Source organism: Streptomyces sp. NPDC012474 (assembly GCF_042955185.1).
Classification (GTDB): domain Bacteria; phylum Actinomycetota; class Actinomycetes; order Streptomycetales; family Streptomycetaceae; genus Streptomyces; species Streptomyces cahuitamycinicus.
The window spans coordinates 135,304-154,312 of record NZ_JBIBEP010000006.1 but is presented as its reverse complement, the minus strand read 5'-3'; the positions used below and the strand labels follow the sequence as shown (position 1 = coordinate 154,312).

19 protein-coding genes and 1 riboswitch are annotated in these 19,009 nt (G+C 71.0%); of the genes, 11 read left to right on the top strand and 8 right to left on the bottom strand.

Features of this window, described 5'->3' with window-relative positions; all coding sequences use genetic code 11:
- Window positions 1-103: 103 nt before the first annotated feature.
- A complete protein-coding gene (gene thrC / locus ACFY9S_RS15910) occupies window positions 104-1,390 on the bottom strand; it encodes a threonine synthase (protein WP_391128093.1) in 1,287 nt (428 codons plus the stop codon).
- Window positions 1,391-1,405: 15 nt separating this feature from the next.
- Window positions 1,406-1,560, bottom strand: a riboswitch (SAM riboswitch).
- Window positions 1,561-1,739: 179 nt separating this feature from the next.
- Between thrC and ACFY9S_RS15905 the strand changes: the two genes are divergently transcribed.
- The 3 genes from ACFY9S_RS15905 (at window position 1,740) to otsB (ending at window position 4,980) form a co-directional block, all read left to right on the top strand.
- Window positions 1,740-2,684, top strand: a complete 945-nt coding sequence (locus ACFY9S_RS15905) for a glucosyl-3-phosphoglycerate synthase (RefSeq protein ID WP_391128090.1) — start codon at window positions 1,740-1,742, stop codon at window positions 2,682-2,684.
- A 73-nt stretch (window positions 2,685-2,757) separates the two neighbouring features.
- Entirely contained in the window at window positions 2,758-4,146 is a 1,389-nt protein-coding gene (locus ACFY9S_RS15900; RefSeq protein ID WP_391128087.1) for a trehalose-6-phosphate synthase, read from the top strand.
- 6 nt (window positions 4,147-4,152) lie between these two features.
- Window positions 4,153-4,980, top strand: coding sequence for a trehalose-phosphatase (gene otsB, locus ACFY9S_RS15895; RefSeq protein ID WP_391128084.1), 828 nt, complete (start codon window positions 4,153-4,155; stop codon window positions 4,978-4,980).
- A 102-nt stretch (window positions 4,981-5,082) separates the two neighbouring features.
- Here the strand turns inward: otsB and ACFY9S_RS15890 are convergent, their stop codons facing one another.
- A complete protein-coding gene (locus ACFY9S_RS15890) occupies window positions 5,083-5,328 on the bottom strand; it encodes a DUF3263 domain-containing protein (RefSeq protein ID WP_391128081.1) in 246 nt (81 codons plus the stop codon).
- A 35-nt stretch (window positions 5,329-5,363) separates the two neighbouring features.
- Entirely contained in the window at window positions 5,364-6,617 is a 1,254-nt protein-coding gene (locus ACFY9S_RS15885; RefSeq protein WP_391128078.1) for an extracellular solute-binding protein, read from the bottom strand.
- Window positions 6,618-6,749: 132 nt separating this feature from the next.
- Here ACFY9S_RS15885 and ACFY9S_RS15880 point away from each other — a divergent pair, with 132 nt between their 5' ends.
- From ACFY9S_RS15880 to ACFY9S_RS15865, 4 genes are all read left to right on the top strand, one after another.
- Window positions 6,750-7,691 (top strand): ROK family protein, encoded by a 942-nt coding sequence (locus ACFY9S_RS15880; RefSeq protein WP_391128075.1) that lies wholly within the window; start codon window positions 6,750-6,752, stop codon window positions 7,689-7,691.
- Window positions 7,692-7,726: 35 nt separating this feature from the next.
- On the top strand, window positions 7,727-8,926 hold the full coding sequence (nagA, locus tag ACFY9S_RS15875; RefSeq protein WP_391128073.1) for an N-acetylglucosamine-6-phosphate deacetylase: 1,200 nt from the start codon (window positions 7,727-7,729) through the stop codon (window positions 8,924-8,926).
- Between the two features lie 120 nt (window positions 8,927-9,046).
- On the top strand, window positions 9,047-9,976 hold the full coding sequence (locus ACFY9S_RS15870) for a hexose kinase (protein ID WP_391128071.1): 930 nt from the start codon (window positions 9,047-9,049) through the stop codon (window positions 9,974-9,976).
- A gap of 131 nt (window positions 9,977-10,107) precedes the next feature.
- The gene (locus ACFY9S_RS15865; RefSeq protein ID WP_391128068.1) at window positions 10,108-10,518 is read left to right on the top strand and encodes a hypothetical protein; all 411 of its coding nucleotides are present in this window, start codon (window positions 10,108-10,110) and stop codon (window positions 10,516-10,518) included.
- A 61-nt stretch (window positions 10,519-10,579) separates the two neighbouring features.
- On the opposite strand, the gene ACFY9S_RS15860 is transcribed toward ACFY9S_RS15865, so the two are convergent.
- A complete protein-coding gene (locus ACFY9S_RS15860; protein WP_391128067.1) occupies window positions 10,580-11,530 on the bottom strand; it encodes a carbohydrate-binding protein in 951 nt (316 codons plus the stop codon).
- A gap of 117 nt (window positions 11,531-11,647) precedes the next feature.
- The gene (gene cdgB, locus ACFY9S_RS15855) at window positions 11,648-13,306 is read right to left on the bottom strand and encodes a diguanylate cyclase CdgB (protein ID WP_391128065.1); all 1,659 of its coding nucleotides are present in this window, start codon (window positions 13,304-13,306) and stop codon (window positions 11,648-11,650) included.
- 338 nt (window positions 13,307-13,644) lie between these two features.
- Here cdgB and ACFY9S_RS15850 point away from each other — a divergent pair, with 338 nt between their 5' ends.
- Window positions 13,645-14,229, top strand: coding sequence for a flavin reductase (locus tag ACFY9S_RS15850; RefSeq protein WP_391128060.1), 585 nt, complete (start codon window positions 13,645-13,647; stop codon window positions 14,227-14,229).
- 45 nt (window positions 14,230-14,274) lie between these two features.
- Window positions 14,275-14,742: a GNAT family N-acetyltransferase gene (locus ACFY9S_RS15845; protein WP_391128057.1), complete on the top strand. Its 468-nt coding sequence runs from the start codon at window positions 14,275-14,277 to the stop codon at window positions 14,740-14,742.
- A 3-nt stretch (window positions 14,743-14,745) separates the two neighbouring features.
- On the opposite strand, the gene arfB is transcribed toward ACFY9S_RS15845, so the two are convergent.
- Window positions 14,746-15,183: an alternative ribosome rescue aminoacyl-tRNA hydrolase ArfB gene (arfB, locus tag ACFY9S_RS15840; RefSeq protein WP_391128054.1), complete on the bottom strand. Its 438-nt coding sequence runs from the start codon at window positions 15,181-15,183 to the stop codon at window positions 14,746-14,748.
- Between the two features lie 160 nt (window positions 15,184-15,343).
- Here arfB and ACFY9S_RS15835 point away from each other — a divergent pair, with 160 nt between their 5' ends.
- Complete coding sequence (locus tag ACFY9S_RS15835) at window positions 15,344-15,919, top strand: TerD family protein (RefSeq protein ID WP_102913888.1); 576 nt, start codon at window positions 15,344-15,346, stop codon at window positions 15,917-15,919.
- A gap of 171 nt (window positions 15,920-16,090) precedes the next feature.
- Here the strand turns inward: ACFY9S_RS15835 and ACFY9S_RS15830 are convergent, their stop codons facing one another.
- Complete coding sequence (locus tag ACFY9S_RS15830; RefSeq protein WP_391128786.1) at window positions 16,091-17,596, bottom strand: M1 family aminopeptidase; 1,506 nt, start codon at window positions 17,594-17,596, stop codon at window positions 16,091-16,093.
- A 7-nt stretch (window positions 17,597-17,603) separates the two neighbouring features.
- On the opposite strand from ACFY9S_RS15830, the gene ACFY9S_RS15825 reads away from it, so the two are divergent.
- Window positions 17,604-18,104: a hypothetical protein gene (locus ACFY9S_RS15825; RefSeq protein WP_391128051.1), complete on the top strand. Its 501-nt coding sequence runs from the start codon at window positions 17,604-17,606 to the stop codon at window positions 18,102-18,104.
- A 104-nt stretch (window positions 18,105-18,208) separates the two neighbouring features.
- Here ACFY9S_RS15825 and ACFY9S_RS15820 read toward each other — a convergent pair whose 3' ends face one another.
- A complete protein-coding gene (locus ACFY9S_RS15820) occupies window positions 18,209-18,886 on the bottom strand; it encodes a pentapeptide repeat-containing protein (protein ID WP_391128048.1) in 678 nt (225 codons plus the stop codon).
- Between the last annotated feature and the right edge of the window lie 123 nt (window positions 18,887-19,009).

Below are 19,009 nucleotides of genomic sequence, written 5' to 3'. Positions count from 1 at the left end.
GGGTTGGGTGACGCACCTGCTTCCAGGGGCGCGGGGCTGTGCCGATATGCGGCTCCGCCGCGTGGCCGCGACCAGCCCCCCACCGGCCCGCAGCGAACAACGGTCAGACGAGTCCCGCGTCCCGGAACGACTCCAGGCTGGGACGAATGGTCGCCGTGAGCCCGGTCCCGGCCACCGCATCCAGCGTCTTCAGACCATCACCGGTGTTCAGGACGACGATCGACTTCGACGGGTCGAGCAGCCCGTTCTCCAGCAGCTTCTTCGTCACGCCGACCGTCACACCACCGGCGGTCTCCGCGAACACACCCTCGGTCCGCGCCAGCAGCTTGATCGCCTCGACGACCTGCTCGTCGTTCACGTCCTCCACCGCACCACCCGTCCGCCGCGCGATGTCCAGCACGTACGGCCCGTCCGCCGGATTGCCGATCGCCAGCGACTTGGCGATCGTGTCCGGCTTCTGCGGCCGTACGACGTCGTGCCCGGCCTTGAAGGCCGTGGACACCGGCGAGCAGCCGAGCGCCTGCGCGCCGAAGATCTTGTAGGGCTTGTCCTCGACCAGCCCGAGCTTGATCAGCTCCTGGAGACCCTTGTCGATCTTCGTGAGCTGCGAGCCGGAGGCGATCGGCACGACCAGCTGGTCCGGCAGCCGCCAGCCGAGCTGCTCGCAGATCTCGTACGCCAGGGTCTTGGAACCCTCCGCGTAGTACGGCCGGAGGTTGACGTTGACGAAGCCCCAGCCCTCACCGGCCGGGTCGCCGATCAGCTCGGAGCAGAAGCGGTTCACGTCGTCGTAGTTGCCCTCGATGCCGACGAGCTCGCCGCCGTAGACCGCGGCCATGACGACCTTGCCCTGCTCCAGGTCGTGCGGGATGAACACGCAGGAGCGGAAGCCGGCGCGGGCCGCGGCGGCACCCACGGCGCCGGCGAGGTTGCCGGTGGAGGAACAGGAGAGCGTGGTGAAGCCGAAGGCGCGGGCGGCCTCGATGGCCTGGGCGACGACACGGTCCTTGAAGGAGTGCGTCGGGTTGCCGGAGTCGTCCTTGATGAACAGCTTGCCGGCGTCGACGCCCAGCTCGCGCGCGAGGTTGTCGGCCTTGACGAGCTGGGTCCAGCCGGGATTGATGTTCGGCTTGTCCGCGACGTCGGCCGGGACCGGCAGCAGCGGGGCGTAGCGCCAGATGTTCGCCGGGCCCGCTTCGATCCGCTCGCGGAGCTCCTCGGTGTCGTAGGCCGAGAAGTCGTAGGCGATCTCCAGCGGGCCGAAACACTCCTCGCACGCGAAGACCGGTCCGAGGGGTACGCGGTGACCGCACTCGCGGCAGCTCAGCGCCGCGGCGGGACCGAGGTCTACGGTGGAGTCAGTGGTGCTTGCAACAGTCTGCACAGCCATGTGAGGCGAGGCCCTTCCTCATCTTCCTCACGACGCATCTCGCCGTGAGACGGATTTGGCACCTTCCCGAGCCGGGACCTCGCGGAGCGGTCGACAGTGACCTACGAGTATCGGCTGGAGGGTTGCCGGGGCTTCATCGGGCCGTATCCCTCTGCCCCTCTGGATGAGCTGTATGTGGTTGTAGGCGGCGGCTGACGCCGGACATGCGATGGTCATCCGCCTTGTTCAAGACTGTAACCGACGACCAGGACAGTTGAGATAGTCGTCCGAAACGCGAGATGACTGTACCCGTCAGCCGCACCGCGGCGGGCAGTGCGTCCCGCCGAGAGCACGCAGAGGAGCCGCCACTGTGCTGGAAGAAGTCGAGCGCTGGCTGAGCGCGCGTTCCTGGTCCGCGAACGATCGCCCGCTCCACCAGATCCTGGCCGCCAAGCAGCGCACGGGCCGGACGGTCAGCGTCGTGCTGCCCGCCCTCGACGAGGAGGCGACGGTCGGCGACATCGTCGCCGTCATACGCCACGACCTGATGCGGCAGGTCCCGCTCGTCGACGAGCTGGTCGTCGTCGACTCCGGCTCGACCGACCGTACGTCGGAGGTGGCCGCCGCCGCGGGCGCCCGGGTGGTGCACCGGGACCGGATACTGCCGCGTCTGCCCGCCGTGCCCGGCAAGGGCGAGGTGCTGTGGCGCTCGCTGCTCGTCACCCGCGGGGACATCGTCTGCTTCGTCGACGCCGACCTCAGGGACTTCTCGTCCGACTTCGTCTCCGGGATCGTGGGCCCGCTGCTCACGGACCCGGACGTGGACCTGGTGAAGGCCATGTACGACCGGCCGCTCTCCGGTGCCGCCGGGCAGGGCGGCCGGGTCACCGAGCTGATGGCACGCCCGCTGCTCAACATGCACTGGCCGCAGCTGGCCGGCTTCGTGCAGCCGCTCGGCGGCGAGTACGCGGCCCGCCGCTCGCTGCTGGAGCAGCTGCCGTTCCCCGTCGGCTACGGCGTGGAGCTGGGGATGCTGGTCGACGCCCTGCACCTGGTGGGCCTGGACGCCCTCGCCCAGGTGGACGTCGGGGTGCGCAAGCACCGGCACCAGGACGGGCAGGCGCTGGGCCGGATGGCCGCCGCGATCTACCGCACGGCCCAGCTGCGGCTGGCCCGCGGGCATCTGATCCGGCCGTCCCTGACCCAGTTCGAGCGGGGGGAGGACGGCTTCGAGCCACGAACGTACTCGGTGGACACCGAGGAGCGTCCGCCGATGGTGGAGATCGCCGAGTACCAGGCGCGCAGGGCGGCCTGACCGGGGCCGTTTTCGGCCGCGTACGGCAGATCCGCACGTTTGAGCGTTTCCGGGCCGGGCTAGGTTGAGGCTTATGGCTTCAACGTACGGTGCTGCGCAGGTGCTGGTGGCCTCCAACCGGGGTCCGGTCTCCTACACGGTGGGTGAGGACGGTTCGCTGGACGCCAAACGGGGCGGCGGCGGGCTGGTGTCCGGCCTCTCCGCGATCGGCTCGGACGCGGACGCGCTGTGGGTGTGCTCGGCGCTGTCCGACGGCGACCGGGAGGCGGTCCGGCAGGGCGTCGGCGAGGACGGCGTGCGGATGCTGGACATCCCGGCCGACGTGCACGCCGACGCCTACAACGGCATCGCCAACTCGGTCCTGTGGTTCGTGCACCACATGCTCTACCAGACGCCCCTGGAGCCGGCCTTCGACGCGGAGTTCCGGCGGCAGTGGGCGTCCTACGAGACGTACAACCGGGCGTTCGCCGAGGCGCTGGCCGAGGAGGCGGCGCGGGGCGCGGCGGTCGTGGTGCAGGACTACCACCTGACGCTGGTGCCGGGCATGCTCCGCGAGCTGCGGCCCGACCTGCGCATCGGGCACTTCTCGCACACGCCGTGGGCGCCGCCCGAGTACTTCCGGATGCTGCCGGACGACGTGGCCGCGCAGGTGCTGCGCGGCATGCTCGGCGCGGACCGGCTGGGCTTCCTCACCGAGCGCTGGGCGGAGGCGTTCACCGCGTGCGCCGAGCGGTTCGCCGGGGGGCTCGGCGGCACGCGGATCGGCGTGCACGGGCTGGGCGCGGACGCGGACTTCCTGCGCAAGCGGGCCCACGAGCCGGACGTCGAGGAGCGGATCGCCGCGCTGCGGCAGGAGATCGGCGAGGGCCGCCGCACCATCGTCCGGGTCGACCGCACCGAGCTGTCCAAGAACATCGTGCGCGGCCTGCTGGCCTACCGCCGGCTCCTCGAGACCCACGCCGAGTGGCGCGAGCGGGTGGTGCACGTGGCCTTCGCGTACCCCTCGCGGCAGGACCTCGCGGTGTACCGGGACTACACGGCCGAGGTCCGGCGGCTCTCGGAGGAGATCAACGCCGAGTACGGGACGCCGGGGTGGACGCCGGTCGTACTCAACCTCAAGGACGACTTCGCCCGCTCTCTGGCCGCCTACCGGCTGGCCGACGTGGCGCTCGTCAACCCCATCCGGGACGGCATGAACCTCGTCGCCAAGGAGGTCCCGGTCGTCTCCGACGCGGGCTGCGCACTGGTGCTGTCGCGGGAGGCCGGGGCGCACGAGGAGCTCGGCGAGGACGCGATCACGGTCAACCCCTACGACGTGACGGGCACGGCCGCGGCTCTGCACGAGGCGCTGTCGATGCGCCCGGAGGAACGCGCCGAGCGCTGCAAGCGCCTGGCGGCGGCGGCGACGGCACTGCCGCCGGCCCAGTGGTTCGTGGACCAGCTCGACGCGCTGAGGGGCTGAGCGGCGATGAGCACGAACGCGTTGCCCGCGCCGGTCACGAAGGCCGGGCAGGACGGGCTCGCCGCTCTGCTCGCCGATCCCGGCAAGGCGCTGGTCGCACTGGACTTCGACGGCACGCTCGCCCCGATCGTCGCCGACCCGGAGCTGGCCCGGGCCCATCCGGAGGCACTGGGCGCGCTGGTGGCGCTCGCCCCGAAGGTCGCCGCCGTCGCGGTGATCACCGGCCGGCCGGCCGAGGTCGCCGTACGCAACGGCGGCTTCGCGGGCGTACCGGGTCTTGAGCACCTGGTCGTCCTCGGGCACTACGGCGCCGAGCGGTGGGACGCCCGCACCGGCGAGGTCACCGCCCCCGAAGCGCACCCCGGCGTCGACGCCGTCCGCGCCGAGCTGCCCGGGCTGCTCGAAGGGAGCGGGACCTGGGTCGAGGACAAGGGCCGGGCGGTGGCCGTGCACACCCGCCGGGCCGCCGACCCGCAGGCCGCCTTCGACGCCCTGCGCGAGCCGCTCACCGGCCTGGCGATGCGGCACGGCCTGATCGTCGAGCCCGGCCGCATGGTCCTCGAACTGCGCCCGCCCGGCATGGACAAGGGCGCCGCCCTCACCGGATTCGCCCGGGAGGTCGGCGCCGGGTCGGTCCTCTTCGCCGGCGACGACCTGGGCGACCTGCCCGCCTACGCCGCCGTCGACACCCTCCGCGCATCCGGCACCCCGGGCCTGCTGGTGTGCAGCGGCAGCGACGAGGTGACGGAACTGCGCGAGCGCGCGGACCTGGTGGTGGACGGCCCGGAAGGGGTCGTGGGCCTGCTGGCAGCACTCGCAGACCAGCTCGGCTGAACACGCCCCTTCAGGGGCGCGGGGCAGCATCGATATGCGGCTCCGCCGCGGGGCGCGAACAACCACAACGCACCCGTCGTACGGCCGGGAGCCCCACGGTTCTCAGCGCTCCGACCGACGCGTCTCCCGGACGCGCCGCAGCCGGTTCACGGTCACCGGGTCTTGGGCCAGGGCCCTGGGGTCGTCCAACAGGGCGTTGAGCAATTGGTAGTACCGCACCGGGGCGAGCCCCAGCTCCTCACGCACGGCCCGTTCCTTCGCACCGGGCCCGGGGAAACCCCGGCGTTCGAGCGCGAGGATGTCCCGTTCCCGGCGCCCGAGCCCCTGCTCACCCGTGTCCTCGTCCATACCCGGCACCGTAACGCCCGCCACCGACAGCGTGGCTACTCCGCACTCTCCGCCCGGCCGGCCGCCGCCTGGAGGTGGCCGAGGACGCCCGAGGGGCTGGAGCCGGGCGCGACGGCCTTGCCGATCTGCTGCTTGACCTGGGCACTGACGTCGGCCCAGGACGTCTTGCCGACCGGGTAGAGCTCGGAGGCCAGCAGCTCCTCCAGGAACGGCCTGAGGTGCCGGTCCTCGTCGGAGTCGGCCATGGTGCCGGACGCGGAGGAGGTGACCGGCAGCAGGTCGTACTCGCGGGAGAAGGCCAGCACGTTCTTCTCGCTGTAGACGAAGTCGAGGAAGTCGCCCACCTGGTCGCGGTGGCCGTTCTCGCGGAAGGCCGTCATCCAGTCGGCCACACCGAGCGTGGACTTGCTCGGGCCCCCCTTGCCCGGCATGGGCACCATGCCGTACTTCACGCCCTTGCTCTCGGCGGTCTTCATCAGGGAGGGGTGGCCGTTGAGCATGCCGACCTGGCCCTTGGTGAAAGCGGCGAACGCGGCGGCCCGGTTCAGCTCGCCCGGCGCGACCGGCCCCGTCAGGTCCTTGCCGACCAGGTCGTTCTTCAGCCAGGAGAAGGTGTCGATGTTCTCTGGGGAGTCGATGCCGTAACTGTCGACGCTGTCGGTGTAGCCGCCCCCACCGCTGAGCATCCACTGCATCGTCTCGGCCTGCGCCTCCTCCGGGCCGAGCGGCAGCGCGTACGGGTACTTCACGCCCTCGGCCTTGAGCGCCTCGGCGCCCTCGGCCAGGTCGTCCCAGGACTCGGGCGGGGTGATGCCGGCCTTGGCGAAGAGGGTCTTGTTGTAGAAGAGGACGCGCGTCGAGGCGGCGAACGGCATCCCGTACTGCACGCCCTTCACCTGGCCCGCGGAGGCCAGCTGCCCGACGAAGTCGGCCTGCACGGGTATGGAGAGCAGGTCGTCGGCCTTGTAGAGCTGGTTCTTGGCCGCGTAGTCGGCGTAGGCGCCGATCTGCGCCATGTCCGGCGGGTCACCGGCGGCGACCATCTCCCTGACCTCGCGGTCGACGTCGTTCCAGGAGTAGACGCTGACGTCGATCGTGACGTCGGGGTGGTCGGCCTCGTACTCCTGGACGAGCTTGTCCCAGTACTTCTTCGAGCTGTTGGCCGCGCTGTCGCCGTAGTCGGCGGCGACCAGCTTGAGCGTCACGTCACCCGAGCCGCCCGTCATGCCGCAGCCGCCGAGCACCGCCGTCATGCCCAGTGCGGACACCGCCGCGATCGTTCCTGCCATTCGCCGCCGCTGCACCGCTGTTCTTCCCCAACCCTGGCGTCGCCGCCTCTGAAACATTTCGATATTCGGAATAAGGTCTACACCACGTGAGTGGACTAGACCTCTTGCGGGTCACCGGGTCACACTGTTTCCGTGAGACATGTCATCGCCCTCGACGTGGGCGGCACCGGAATGAAGGCCGCCCTGGCCGGGCCCGGGGGCGAGGTGCTGCACCGGGCCCGCCGGGCCACCGGACGCGCCCAGGGGCCGGACGCCGTCGTCGCGGGCATCCTCGACTTCGCCGCCGAGCTGCACGCCTACGGCGCCGAGCACTTCGGCACGCCCGCGTCCGCCGCCGGTGTGGCCGTCCCGGGCATCGTCGACGAGGCGGGCGGCATCGCCGTCTACGCCGCCAACCTCGGCTGGCGCGACGTCCCGCTGCGTGCCCGGCTGTCGGAGCGGCTCGGCGTTCCGGTCGCCCTCGGCCACGACGTGCGCACCGGCGGCCTCGCCGAGGGCCGGGTCGGAGCGGGCCGGGGCGCGGACCGGTTCCTGTTCGTGGCCCTGGGCACCGGCATCGCGGGCGCCATCGGCGTCGACGGCCGGGTGGAGGCGGGCGCGCACGGCTTCGCGGGCGAGATCGGCCACATCGTCGTACGCCCCGGCGGATCCCCCTGCCCGTGCGGGCAGCACGGCTGCCTGGAGCGCTTCGCCTCGGCGGCGGCCGTGAGCGAGGCCTGGGCCGCGGCCTCGGGCGACCCGGACGCGGACGCGGCGGACTGCGCCAAGGCGGTGGACTCCGGCGACCCGAAGGCCCGGGCGGTCTGGCAACAGGCCGTGGACGCCCTGGCCGACGGCCTGGTCACGGCCCTGACATTGCTGGACCCCCGCACTTTGATCATCGGCGGCGGCCTTGCGGAGGCCGGGGAGACCTTGTTCACGCCGTTGCGGGAGGCCGTCCGGCAGCGCATCACCTTCCAGAAACAGCCGACGATCGTCCCCGCGGCGCTGGGCGACGGCGCCGGCTGCCTGGGGGCGGGCCTGCTGGCCTGGGATCTTCTGGCATCGACCGACCGTATGGAGGTAACACCCTGATGACGGAAGCCCCAGGGGCGCGGGACAGTGTCAATATGCGGCTCCGCCGCGGAGCGCGACCAGCCACACACCCCCCGCACCCCGCGACACCGGGAACCCCCACGGTCCTCACCGGCGCGACGGTGGTTCTCCCCACAGGACCCTCCGAGAACGGCCGGCTGACCATCGACGGCACCCGCATCGCCGCCACCGCCCCGGAAAACGCCCAGGTCATCGACGTAACAGACCACTACGTGATCCCCGGCTTCGTCGATCTGCACAACCACGGCGGCGGCGGAGCCTCCTTCACCTCCGGCTCGGTCGACGACGTCCTCAAGGGCATCCACACCCACCGCCTGCACGGCACGACCACCCTGGTCGCCTCCACCGTCACCGGCGACATGGACTCCCTCGTCCACCGTGCCGGCCTGCTGAGCGAGCTGGCCGAGCAGGGCGAGATCGCCGGCATCCACTTCGAGGGTCCGTTCATCTCCCCCTGCCGCAAGGGAGCCCACTCCGAGGCCCTCCTGCGCGACCCCCACCCCGCGGAGGTCCGCAAGCTGATCGACGCGGCCCGGGGCCGGGCGAAGATGCTCACGCTGGCCACCGAGCTCCCCGGCGGCCTCGACTCCGTACGCCTCCTCGCCGACCACGGCGTGATCGCGGCGATCGGCCACACGGACGCCACGTACGAGCAGACGGTCGAGGCCATCGACGCGGGCGCAACGGTCGCCACCCACCTCTTCAACGCGATGCCCCCGCTCGGCCACCGCTCCCCCGGCCCGATCGCGGCTCTCCTGGAGGACGACCGGATCACGGTCGAGCTGATCAACGACGGCACGCATCTCCACCCCGCCGCGCTGCAACTGGCGTTCCACCACGCGGGCGCCCGCCGGGTCGCCTTCATCACGGACGCGATGGACGCGGCCGGTTTCGGCGACGGACGCTACTGGCTGGGCCCGCTGGAGGTGGAGGTCGCGGACGGCGTGGCCCGGCTGGTGGAGGACGGCACGATCGCCGGCTCGACCCTCACGCTGGACCGCGCCTTCAAGCGGGCGGTCACGGTCGACGGCCTGTCCGTCGAGGACGCGGTGACGGCCCTGTCCGCCACCCCGGCCCGGCTGCTCGGCATGGCCGACACGATCGGCTCACTGGAGCCCGGGAAAAATGCCGACCTGCTGATCCTGGACTCCGCGTACGAGCTGAAGGGCGTGATGCGCCGGGGTGAATGGGTGGTCGGTCCCCAACTGGGCTGATCCATCCCCCCGTCGGGAGACGGTGGCCGACTCCAGGACTGGGCCGACCGCCGTCTCTTTGGCATGATCGGGCTACCTGCACGTTCACGTCGGCAAGCACATCGGGGGAGGTCGGCCCAGGTGATCCTCACGGTCACGCTGAACACCGCTCTCGACATCACCTACCGCGTACGGTCCCTCAGGCCGCACGCCTCGCACCGCGTCTCCGAGGTGACGGAACGCCCCGGCGGCAAGGGCGTCAACGTGGCCCGGGTGCTCGCGGCCCTCGGGCACGAGGTGACGGTGACGGGGTTCGCGGGCGGGGCGACGGGCCGGGTGGTGCAGGAGAAGCTCGCGGCGGTACCGGGCGTGATGGACGCGCTGGTCCCGCTCTCGGGCGCGACCCGCCGCACGGTCGCCGTGGTCGACGAACGGACCGGCGACACCACGCAACTGAACGAACCCGGCCCCACGGTCACGCCCGCCGAATGGTCGGCCTTCCAGGAGGCCTACGAGACCCTGCTCGCCTCCGCCTCCGTGGTGGCCCTGTGCGGCAGCCTGCCGCCGGGCGTCCCGGTGGGCGCGTACGCGGGCCTGATCCGCACGGCCCGCTCCTTCGGTCTCCCGGTCCTCCTGGACACCAGCGGCGAGCCCCTGCGCCGGGGCGTCGCGGCCCGCCCCGACATCATCAAGCCGAACGCCGACGAACTGGCGGAGCTCACCGGCTCCCACGACCCCCTGCGAGCCACACAGGACGCCCGCCGCCGGGGCGCGGGCGCGGTGGTCGCCTCCCTCGGCCCCGAGGGCCTCCTCGCCGCCACCCGAGAGGGCCGCTGGCGAGCCACCCCACCGACCTCGACCCGAGGCAACCCGACGGGCGCGGGCGACGCGGTGGTGGCGGGCCTGCTCTCAGGTTTGGTGGAACACCTCCCCTGGCCGGCCCGATTGGCCCGGGCCATCGCCCTGTCGACGGCGACAGTGCTGGCACCGGTGGCGGGGGAGTTCGACCGGGGGGTGTACGAGGAGCTGCTGGGGAAGGTGACGGTTTCGGGAGAGGTCAGCGCGGCCTGACCCTCCGCAGTTGCGCCCTGCGATGCCATTTGGACACTGCACGTAGGTTTCAGTCAATCTGCCGCCCTTTTATCCACGGTTGTGATCGTCGATATAGGTTGACGGTGTACTGCCAATCCAAAGGGGCGGGTATGAAAAAGCGGACCATAGCAACTTGTACTGGCGCAGCGGCTCTTCTGCTGGCCGCATTCGCAACCAGTCCGGCACAAGCTGCTCCGACGGCTTACGCAGGGTGCACAACTACTGGCGCCTCAGGCGCTGTCAAAATCACCAACTGGCACGGGCCCGGCGCGAGGGTCGGCCTTGAGTTCAACCTGAGCGACATCGAGCCAGACAACCACCACGTGCGGATACGGCTGATCAGCGAGCAGTACAACGGTAAGAGAGTGAACTGGCCCTGGAGGAAGAATTTCGGCGGATCGGGAACGACCGAGACCTGGACCAGCAGCGCTTCAGATGATGCGGGACTTCACGAGCTCGGCGTGCAGGTGGCCAGGTTCGAGGGTGACAGGCTGCTCAATTCCTGCACCGACTGGGTCTGACGAATAGCACACACGCAGATCGGAACACCGCCGGATCACCGAAGCTGGCGGTGTTTCCCAATCAATCCTTGACCTGGCCGGCCTTCAGCCACAGCTGGTCCAGCAGGACGTTGCACTTGTCGCCGTCCTCGCACGACAGCGTGATCGTGTTGCTGCCCTTGTTCAGGGTCGGCCAGGCGTAGGTATCCGTCCAGGCCTTGGCGAGGTCACCGTCCGAGGTATGGGTGAAGTTACCCATGTTCATCTTGCTGCCGAACGGCTTGCCGTTGACGGTGAGGGTCATCTCCTGGTCCTCGTCCACCGTGCTGTAGCGGGCGAAGACCGTGTACAGGCCCTCCTTGGGGACACCGTTGACGGTCCAGGTGACCGAGGCGCCGACCTGCTGAAGGTTCCCGACGTAGATACCGCCCTCGGACTGAGCGCCCTTGACGTCCTGGGCGAGGCTCGCGCCGCCCCCTAGCCGCAGCGCCTTGGCGTCGATCTCGGGCAGGTCCGCCTTGCTCTCCTCCGCCTTGCTCGCCGACGGGCTCGGCTTCGACTCCTCGGACTGGGTCGGGCTCGTGCCCACCTTGTCGGACGCGTCGTCCTTGTCCTTGTCGCCGCCCAGCATGGCCACGCCGATGCCGATGACGACCGCGGCGACCACCGCGATCGCGCCGATCAGCAGACCCTTGGTGTTGGGGCCGCGGCCACCCCGGCCGCCGCCGCCCGCCGGGGTCGCGTGGTGCGCGGTCTGCGCACCGCCCGGCAGCGTCTCCGGCGCCGCGTAGTGCGCGTTCGGCTGGCTGTGGGAGCCCTGCTGCGGGACCTGGCCGTACGGCGCGGTCTGCGCGGTCTGCGGCTGCTGGCCGTACTGGCGCGTGCCCACCGCGCGCACCCGGTTGACCGAGTTCGGGTAGCCGTAGCCCCCGCCGGACGGCGGCTGGGCCCCGTTGGCCTGCCCGTCGGCGTAGAGATAGCCGAACGGGTCGTCGTCCTCGGGCGTGCTCGCGCCGTTGTTGCCGGGCGTCATCCCTTGGTCTCCTCAGTCAAGTGCGGTGCATGCGGTACACGGGTGAGTAAGCGAGCCTACCCGCTCCCAGAGACCCAAACGGGTGACTCAGACCGCATCAACTCGCTGACCAGGGCTTCACCCGGCGCGTCTGTGTTGTTTGGGACGAGATCGTTTCTCGACGTACATCCGCTCGTCAGCGGATTTCAACACTTCGTCCGCCGTCATTCCACAGTGTGCCCATCCGATGCCGAAGCTGGCGCCCACCCGGACGGCCCGCCCCTCGGCACGGATGGGCTGGATGATCTCGTTGCGGAGCCGGACCGCGAGGTCCTGCGCGTCGGCGCGGCCGAGCCCGTCGGCCAGGATGACGAATTCGTCACCCCCGAGCCGGGCGACCGTGTCCCCGTCGCGCACGCCGTTGCTCAGCCGCCGGGCGACCTCGATGAGAACCGCGTCACCCGCGTTGTGCCCGAACCGGTCGTTGATCGACTTGAAGCCGTCGAGGTCGCAGAAGAGCACCGCGAGCCCCTTGGTGCCGTCGTCGTGGTCCCCGTCCGGGGCGACGGTGTGCACGTGGTGGTCGTAGGCGTCGTACGGCTCGGCGCCCTGCCGGAAGTCGAAGCCGGGCCCGACCACGTCGAAGGCCGGATGGCCGTAGGCCGCGTCGACGGACTCCACGGCGGTGCGCGGGGATGACGCGCGTTGACAGAGCCGGGCGGACAGCCGGGAGCGCAGCTCCGCGGAGTTCGGCAGGCCGGTGAGCGAGTCGTGCGAGGCTCGGTGGGCGAGCTGGAGCTCGCGCCGCTTGCGCTCCTCGATGTCCTCGACGTGGGTGAGGAGGAAGCGGGGCCCGTCGGCGGCGTCCGCGACCACGCTGTTGCGCAGACTGACCCAGACGTACGTGCCGTCACGGCGGCCGAGGCGGAGCTCCGCGCGCCCGCCCTCCGCCGAGGTGCGCAGCAGGGTGCCTATGTCCTCGGGGTGGACCAGGTCGGAGAACGAGTAGCGGCGCATCGCGGAGGCGGGGCGGCCCAGCAGCCGGCACAGCGCGTCGTTGGTGCGCAGGATCCGGCCGTGCTGGTCGCCGCCCATCTCGGCGATGGCCATGCCGGAGGGTGCGTACTCGAAGGCCTGCCTGAAGCTTTCCTCGCTCGCCCGCAGGGCCTGCTGCTCGCGCTCCAGCCGGACCAGGGCGCGCTGCATGTTGGCGCGCAGCCGGGCGTTGCTGATGGCGATGGCGGCCTGGAAGGCATACATCTGGAGCGCCTCGCGGCCCCAGGCTCCGGGCCGGCGGCCGTTGCGCGGCCGGTCCACGGAGAGCACGCCGATCAGCTCGCCGCACGTACCGCTGCCCTTCGGGGCGGGCGCGTACATGGGGGCGAAGAGGCGGTCGGCCGGGTGCCACTCGTCCTCGAAGCGGGGGGCGGGGCCGTCGGTGTACCACTGCGGGACGTCGTCGTCGTCGAGGACCCAGCCCTCGGTGTGCGGTATGAACACCAGGTCGCCCCAGTTCTCGCCCATGCCGAGGCGGCGCTCCCACGACTCGCGCGATCCGACGCGGCCGGTGATGAGGGCCTCGGCGGCGGGGTTCCCGGCGAAGGCGGCGACGACGAGGTCGCCGTCCGGCCGTACGAGGTTCACGCACGCCAGCTCGTACCCGAGGGCCGCGACGACGCCGTCCGCGACGGTCTGCAGTGTGTCCGCCAGGCTGCGGGCCGTGTTCATGTCGGCCATGACCTGGTGCAGTTGTCGCAGGGACGCCAGGCGGACGTAGGGTTCCGACTCGCTCTCCATGCTCGCCCTCCCCCCGAGACCTCGCAGCGAATCAAGGGTTCTCATCGGCGTATCGTCCTGGCAGCTTCCCAGCCACTGAATCACAGCGCGCTGCCCACTCGGTACACAGGGTCAACAATTCCTACCCCTTGTGACTCAAGTCACAGGCAAACCTGAACAATTGAGTGGAGTTTCTGCGTTCTTCACGTGCGGCCACGAACGCAAACTTTGTCAGGTTGCGCACATGTTTTTCCTCCGTGCGCTCCGGCGGGCCACGCAGGGTCCGTCGGGAGTCCTAGGACCGTGATCGGGCGGGGGTCCGATGCGGGACGTGCGGGGCGGAGATTAGCGTTTCGGGCGTGCCGAACACTCCCGCTGCCACGTCCCCGATCATTCCGTCGCCCGCCTCCGGGCATGCTGAGGGGGTGAGCAACGACGAGTTCCGCGCCGCCATGTCCCGGCTCGCCTCGGGTGTGGTCCTGGTGACCGCGCAGGAGGCGTCGCTCGACCCGGACGACCCCACGGCGCCGGATGTCGAGGACGTGGGCATGACGGCCACGGCCTTCATGTCGGTGTCCCTGGACCCGCCCCTGGTGCTGGTGAGCCTGCGCGAGGGCTCCCGCATGGACGATCTGCTGGAGGAGCAGGAGCTGTGGGCGGTCTCGGTCCTGTCCGAGAGCCAGCGGCACATCGCGGGCCGTTTCGCGATGAAGGGCCGCCTCAGCGACCGGCTGCTGTTCGCCGACATCCCGTACACCCGCGGCGAGTACACCGACGCGCCGCTGGTCGGCGGCGCCCTGGCCGTCCTGGAGTGCCGCAGCGAGCAGCGCGTCCGGGCGGGCGACCACACGCTGGTCATCGGCCGCGTCCTGACGGCGCGGGTGCCGAGCGCGGAGGGCGGGCCGCTGACGTACTTCCGGGGCCGGTACCGGCAGTTGGGCTGAGGAAATCGTTGGCCCGGTGGTTGACCGCCCTCCTAGGGTGCGCGCATGACCAAGACCGGCATGCGCCTCGCAGAGATCACCCCCGGGAACCTCGACGCCGCCCTCGGCATCGCCGTCCGTCCCGACCAGGAACACGCGGTCGCCCCGGTCGTGAAGTCCCTCGCCGAGGCCTACGCCCATCCCGGCATCGCCTGGCCCCGCCTGATCCTCGACGGTGACCGCCCGGTCGGCTTCCTGATGGCCTTCCTCGACATCGACTGGTACGAGAACGGCGGCGTCCGCCGCTCGGGCCTGTGGCGGTTGAACATCGCGGCCGGTGAGCAGGGCCGGGGGTACGGCCGGTTCGCCGTCGAGTCGGTCGCGGAGGAACTGCGCCGGCGCGGCGGCGAAGAGTTCTACGTCACCTGGCACCCGGGGCCCGACGGCCCGGAGAACTTCTACCTCGGCCTGGGCTTCCGCCCGAACGGGGAGACCAGCGGAGGCCAGACCGTGGGCGTCATGGAGCTGGTCTAGAACCTAGGACCAGTTCTGCCCGCCACGCCCCCGCTTCGTCTCCGAGCGCTGCTTCTTCTCCCGCAGCCGGCGTTCGTTGATGCCCCGGGGGATCCGGGTCGGCTTGCGGGGTCTGGGCGGGGGCGCGGTGGCCTCGGCCAGGAGCGCGGTGAGGCGTACGGCCGCGGCCTCGCGGTTGCGCCACTGGGAGCGGTGCTCGGAGGACCGTACGGTGACGACCCCGTCGACCAGGCGCCCGGCCAGCCGCTCCAGGGCCCGCTGCTTCCACACCGCGGGCAGCGCCTCGGTCTTCGCCAGGTCGAAGCTCAGCTCGACCTTCGAGTCGCTGGTGTTGACGTGCTGCCCGCCCGGCCCCGACGACCGCGAGAAACGCCACATGAGCTCGGCCTCGGGCAGGGAGACGGAGCCGCGGATGACATGGGGACCAGACATGCCCCCCATGTTCCCGCTCCTGTCCCGTCCACGTCACCCGAATAATCGCGAGTAAAGAAAGTAAAGGAGCTGGAACCTCGCGTACCCCTCTCCACGTTCACCGGGGTAGCTGTAGCTTCGATGCCGCAGTGTCTTTGCCGCACATAAACGAGGGAAGGGACTCCCAACAATGGCTGTAAGCCTGTCCAAGGGTGGCAACGTCTCGCTCACCAAGGAGGCTCCGGGCCTGACCGCCGTCACCGTGGGCCTCGGCTGGGACGTCCGCACCACCACCGGCACGGACTTCGACCTCGACGCCTCCGCGATCGCGGTCAACACACAGGGCAAGGTCTACTCGGACGCCCACTTCGTCTTCTTCAACAACAAGGAGACGCCGGACAACACGATCGTCCACACCGGTGACAACCGCACGGGTGAAGGCGCCGGCGACGACGAGGCGATCAACGTCAACCTCGCCGGCCTCCCGGCCGACATCGAGAAGATCGTCTTCCCGGTGTCGATCTACGACGCGGAGAACCGCTCGCAGAACTTCGGCCAGGTGCGCAACGCCTACATCCGCATCGTCAACCAGGCCGGCGGCGCGGAGATCGCCCGCTACGACCTGTCGGAGGACGCGGCCACGGAGACGGCCATGGTCTTCGGCGAGCTGTACCGCAACGGCGCGGAGTGGAAGTTCCGCGCGGTCGGCCAGGGCTACGCCTCGGGCCTGGTCGGCATCGCCCAGGACTTCGGCGTGAACGTCTGACGGACGCCTGAGCGTTTCGAGGGGAAGCCCCCCGGGCCGGACCACCGGCCCGGGGGGCTTCGCCTCCGGGGCGCGGGGCTGTGCCGATCGGCGGCCGTGCCGATCGGCGGGGACGGTGCGGGACGCCTCCGCTCCGACCCCGCCGCGAGGAACCGACCACGCCGTGAGGCCTCAGGGCTGCTCCGGCTTCCCCTCCCCGTACAGCCACTCCTCCCAGACCCCCGCCAAGTCGTCCCCGGGAGCCTGCTCCTCGGCATAGGCCGTGAAGTCGGCCGTGTCGGCATTGTCGTACCGGTACTCGGCCGCCCAACCCCTGAGGATCGAGAAGAACCGGTCGTCCCCGACGGTCTGCCGCACCTTCTGCAGCACCATCGCCCCCCGCCAGTACACCGGCGGGTCGGAGATCCGGGCGGCGCTCGGCGGGTCCGCCGGCGGGAACTCCCAGATCTCCTCCCCGGCCTCCTCCGAGTCGAAGTGCTCGCCGGAGTACAGGGCGTCGAACATCTCCTGTGCGCTGTCCCCTCCGTGGTCCTCCTCCCACAGCCACTCCGCGTACGTCGCGAAGCCCTCGTTGAGCCACATGTCCCGCCAGCTCTCCGGCGAGACCGAGTCGCCGTACCACTGGTGGGCTATCTCGTGGACGAGGAGTGTGATGTCGGGCGCCCCCGGGAACACCGGCCGGCTCTGGGTCTCCAGGGCGTAGCCGACGGACGCGGCGCTGTCGACGATCGCGCCCGTGGAGGAGAAGGGGTACGGCCCGAACCGCCTCTCCGCCCATCGCAGCACTTCGGGCAGCCGCCCGAGCACGGGCCGGCTCGCCGCCGCCTCCGCCGGGTCGACGGCCGTGTACACGGGCAGGCTCCCGGCCCCGGACCGGCTGACGGTGAAGCGGCCGATCGCGACCGTAGCGAGGTAGCTCGCCATCGGCCGCGCCATGTGCCAGGTGGACGTCGTACGCCCCCGAGCGGTCGTCTCGCTCCGCAACTCCCCGTTGGACACGGCCCGCAGCCCCTCCGGCACGGTCACCGTGAGGTCGTACGCCGCCTTGTCGGAGGGGTGGTGGTTGCCGGGGAACCACGCCATCGACCCCGTCGGCTCGCCCAGGGCCAGCGCCCCGTCCGTGGTGCGCAGCCAGCCTTCCCGGGAGCCGTCCGGGTCCGTGACGGTTTCGGGTGCGCCCGCGTAGCGGACGGTGACGCGGAACGTCTCGTCCCGGTCGAGGTCCTCCCGCGGGCGGACGGTGAGCTCCTGCCCGGCGCGGTTCCAGCGGGCCGTCTCGCCGTCGACGGTGATCTGCTCGACCTCCATGCCGAGCAGATCGAGGTTGAAGGCGGAGAGGTCCTTGGTCGCGCGGGCGGTGAGGGTGGCCGCGCCGGTGAGGTGGTGGGCGCCGGGGTCGTAGGCGAGGCGCAGGCCGTAGTGGGTGACGTCGTAGCCGCCGTTGCCGGCCTTCGGGAAGTAGGGGTCGCGGACGCCGGAGCCGCCCGGGGTGCCGTGCACCCCGCCGCCGCACGCGGTGAGGACGAGAGCGGAGGCGAGCAGAGCGGACAGGGGCAGGGCGGCTGAGGGCCGGGAGGCTGAGGGCCGAGTGGCTCCGGGCAGGGGGGCTGCGGGCCGGGTGGGGACAAGGCGTACAGATCGGGCCACGGTCGCGATCCTACGGGCGCGTGACACCATCACCTCCGTGCTCGACATCGGCTACGCCCTCTCCAACCGCTTCCCCGACCCGCCGCAGACCGACTACCGCCGCGCGGACGTCCGGGCGCTGCGGCACGACCTGTTCTGCGGGGACGTCTACCTGGCGGACACCAAGACGGATCACGAGGTGTCCACAGCCTGGGGATGGGTGCCGGTGCTCGACTTCGCATGGGCGCTGTGCGACATCGTGGAGCGGATCGACCGGGACCCGGCGGGTTCGCGGGCCTCCCGGCCGCAGCGGGCGGAGCTGGACTTCACCGAGTCGACGGACCGGATGTTGTTCGAGCGCCGCTTCGGCTGGGTGGACATCGAGGCCGACTGGATGCGCGCGGAGGAGCCCGCACTCACCGTGTCCCACAGCGAACTGCGCCGGGAGGCAAGGGACTTCCTGCACGACCTGATCGCCGACCTCACGGACCTGCACGACGACCTCGCGGAGAACCCGGCGATCTGGACCCTCCAGGCCCGCTTCCCCCGCCTGCAGTGAACATCTGCCGTAAAGCGCCTGCCGAGAACGTCAGCCGTGAAGCGCCGGGCCCCTCCAGCCCTCCCCGCGGATCCTGAACGCCTGCGCCGAGAACGCCGCCCCGGTCATCCCTCCACGCGGATCCCCCACTGCGCGGCCAGCACGGGCGCCAGGTCCAGCAGCTGCGCCGTGCTGATCACCGCTCCCGACAGACGGTCAAGACCGCGGCTGATGTCCAGGGAAGCGGCGCCGCGCAGGTCGACGTCCGTGAGGGTCGCCGCGTGGAAGTCGGCGCTCTTCAGCGCGCAGTCCACGAACTCCACGCGCTCCAGGCGCGCACCGCCGAAATCCGGCTCGACCAGGACGCAGCCCTCGAAGACGACGTCTCTGAGCCGGGCCGTGCGCAGGTTCAGATAGTCGATCTTGCCGCCGCGGATCAGCACCCGCTCCAGCACCGCCCCGTGCATTTGCGGACCGCCGAGCCGGGCATCGGTCAGCTCCACGTCACGCAGGGTCGCCTCGGCGAGGTCGGTGCCGACGCCGCGGACGCCGGTGAGGGTGGAGTCCAGGACCCGGGCGTGCCGCAGCCTGGTCTCGTCGAGCGCGCAGCCCGTCAGGGCGCAGTCCATGAAACGGGCGCCCGATCCGTCCTGCCCGGTGAAGTCGGCGTCCCGGAGCTCCAGCCCGTCGTAGTCCCCGTCCGGCTCCAGGTCACCGCCCTCGTACGGCTCCAGCACCGGCAGCCGCACCTCCGGTCGCCGCGCGCCCTTCACCCCCGTACCGCCCACCGCTCTCCTCGCCATGCCCCCATGCTGCACCCCACCACTGACAACCGGCTCTGACCTGCGCGGACACCGGCGATGTCACATTCCGGCGCCCTCGATCGGTCGTACTCCCAGAAGGCGGACCCGACCCGAGGGAGATCC

What these genes read in the sequence shown, in the direction of transcription:
- thrC (WP_391128093.1), bottom strand. Translation starts at nt 1,390, where the DNA reads ATGGCTGTGCAGACTGTTGCAAGCACCACTGACTCCACCGTAGACCTC.
- ACFY9S_RS15900 (WP_391128087.1), top strand. Translation starts at nt 2,758, where the DNA reads ATGGCTTCAACGTACGGTGCTGCGCAGGTGCTGGTGGCCTCCAACCGG.
- otsB (WP_391128084.1), top strand. Translation starts at nt 4,153, where the DNA reads ATGAGCACGAACGCGTTGCCCGCGCCGGTCACGAAGGCCGGGCAGGAC.
- ACFY9S_RS15890 (WP_391128081.1), bottom strand. Translation starts at nt 5,328, where the DNA reads ATGGACGAGGACACGGGTGAGCAGGGGCTCGGGCGCCGGGAACGGGAC.
- ACFY9S_RS15885 (WP_391128078.1), bottom strand. Translation starts at nt 6,617, where the DNA reads ATGGCAGGAACGATCGCGGCGGTGTCCGCACTGGGCATGACGGCGGTG.
- nagA (WP_391128073.1), top strand. Translation starts at nt 7,727, where the DNA reads ATGCGGCTCCGCCGCGGAGCGCGACCAGCCACACACCCCCCGCACCCC.
- ACFY9S_RS15865 (WP_391128068.1), top strand. Translation starts at nt 10,108, where the DNA reads ATGAAAAAGCGGACCATAGCAACTTGTACTGGCGCAGCGGCTCTTCTG.
- ACFY9S_RS15860 (WP_391128067.1), bottom strand. Translation starts at nt 11,530, where the DNA reads ATGACGCCCGGCAACAACGGCGCGAGCACGCCCGAGGACGACGACCCG.
- cdgB (WP_391128065.1), bottom strand. Translation starts at nt 13,306, where the DNA reads ATGGAGAGCGAGTCGGAACCCTACGTCCGCCTGGCGTCCCTGCGACAA.
- ACFY9S_RS15845 (WP_391128057.1), top strand. Translation starts at nt 14,275, where the DNA reads ATGACCAAGACCGGCATGCGCCTCGCAGAGATCACCCCCGGGAACCTC.
- arfB (WP_391128054.1), bottom strand. Translation starts at nt 15,183, where the DNA reads ATGGGGGGCATGTCTGGTCCCCATGTCATCCGCGGCTCCGTCTCCCTG.
- ACFY9S_RS15835 (WP_102913888.1), top strand. Translation starts at nt 15,344, where the DNA reads ATGGCTGTAAGCCTGTCCAAGGGTGGCAACGTCTCGCTCACCAAGGAG.
- ACFY9S_RS15830 (WP_391128786.1), bottom strand. Translation starts at nt 17,596, where the DNA reads ATGGTGTCACGCGCCCGTAGGATCGCGACCGTGGCCCGATCTGTACGC.
- ACFY9S_RS15820 (WP_391128048.1), bottom strand. Translation starts at nt 18,886, where the DNA reads ATGGCGAGGAGAGCGGTGGGCGGTACGGGGGTGAAGGGCGCGCGGCGA.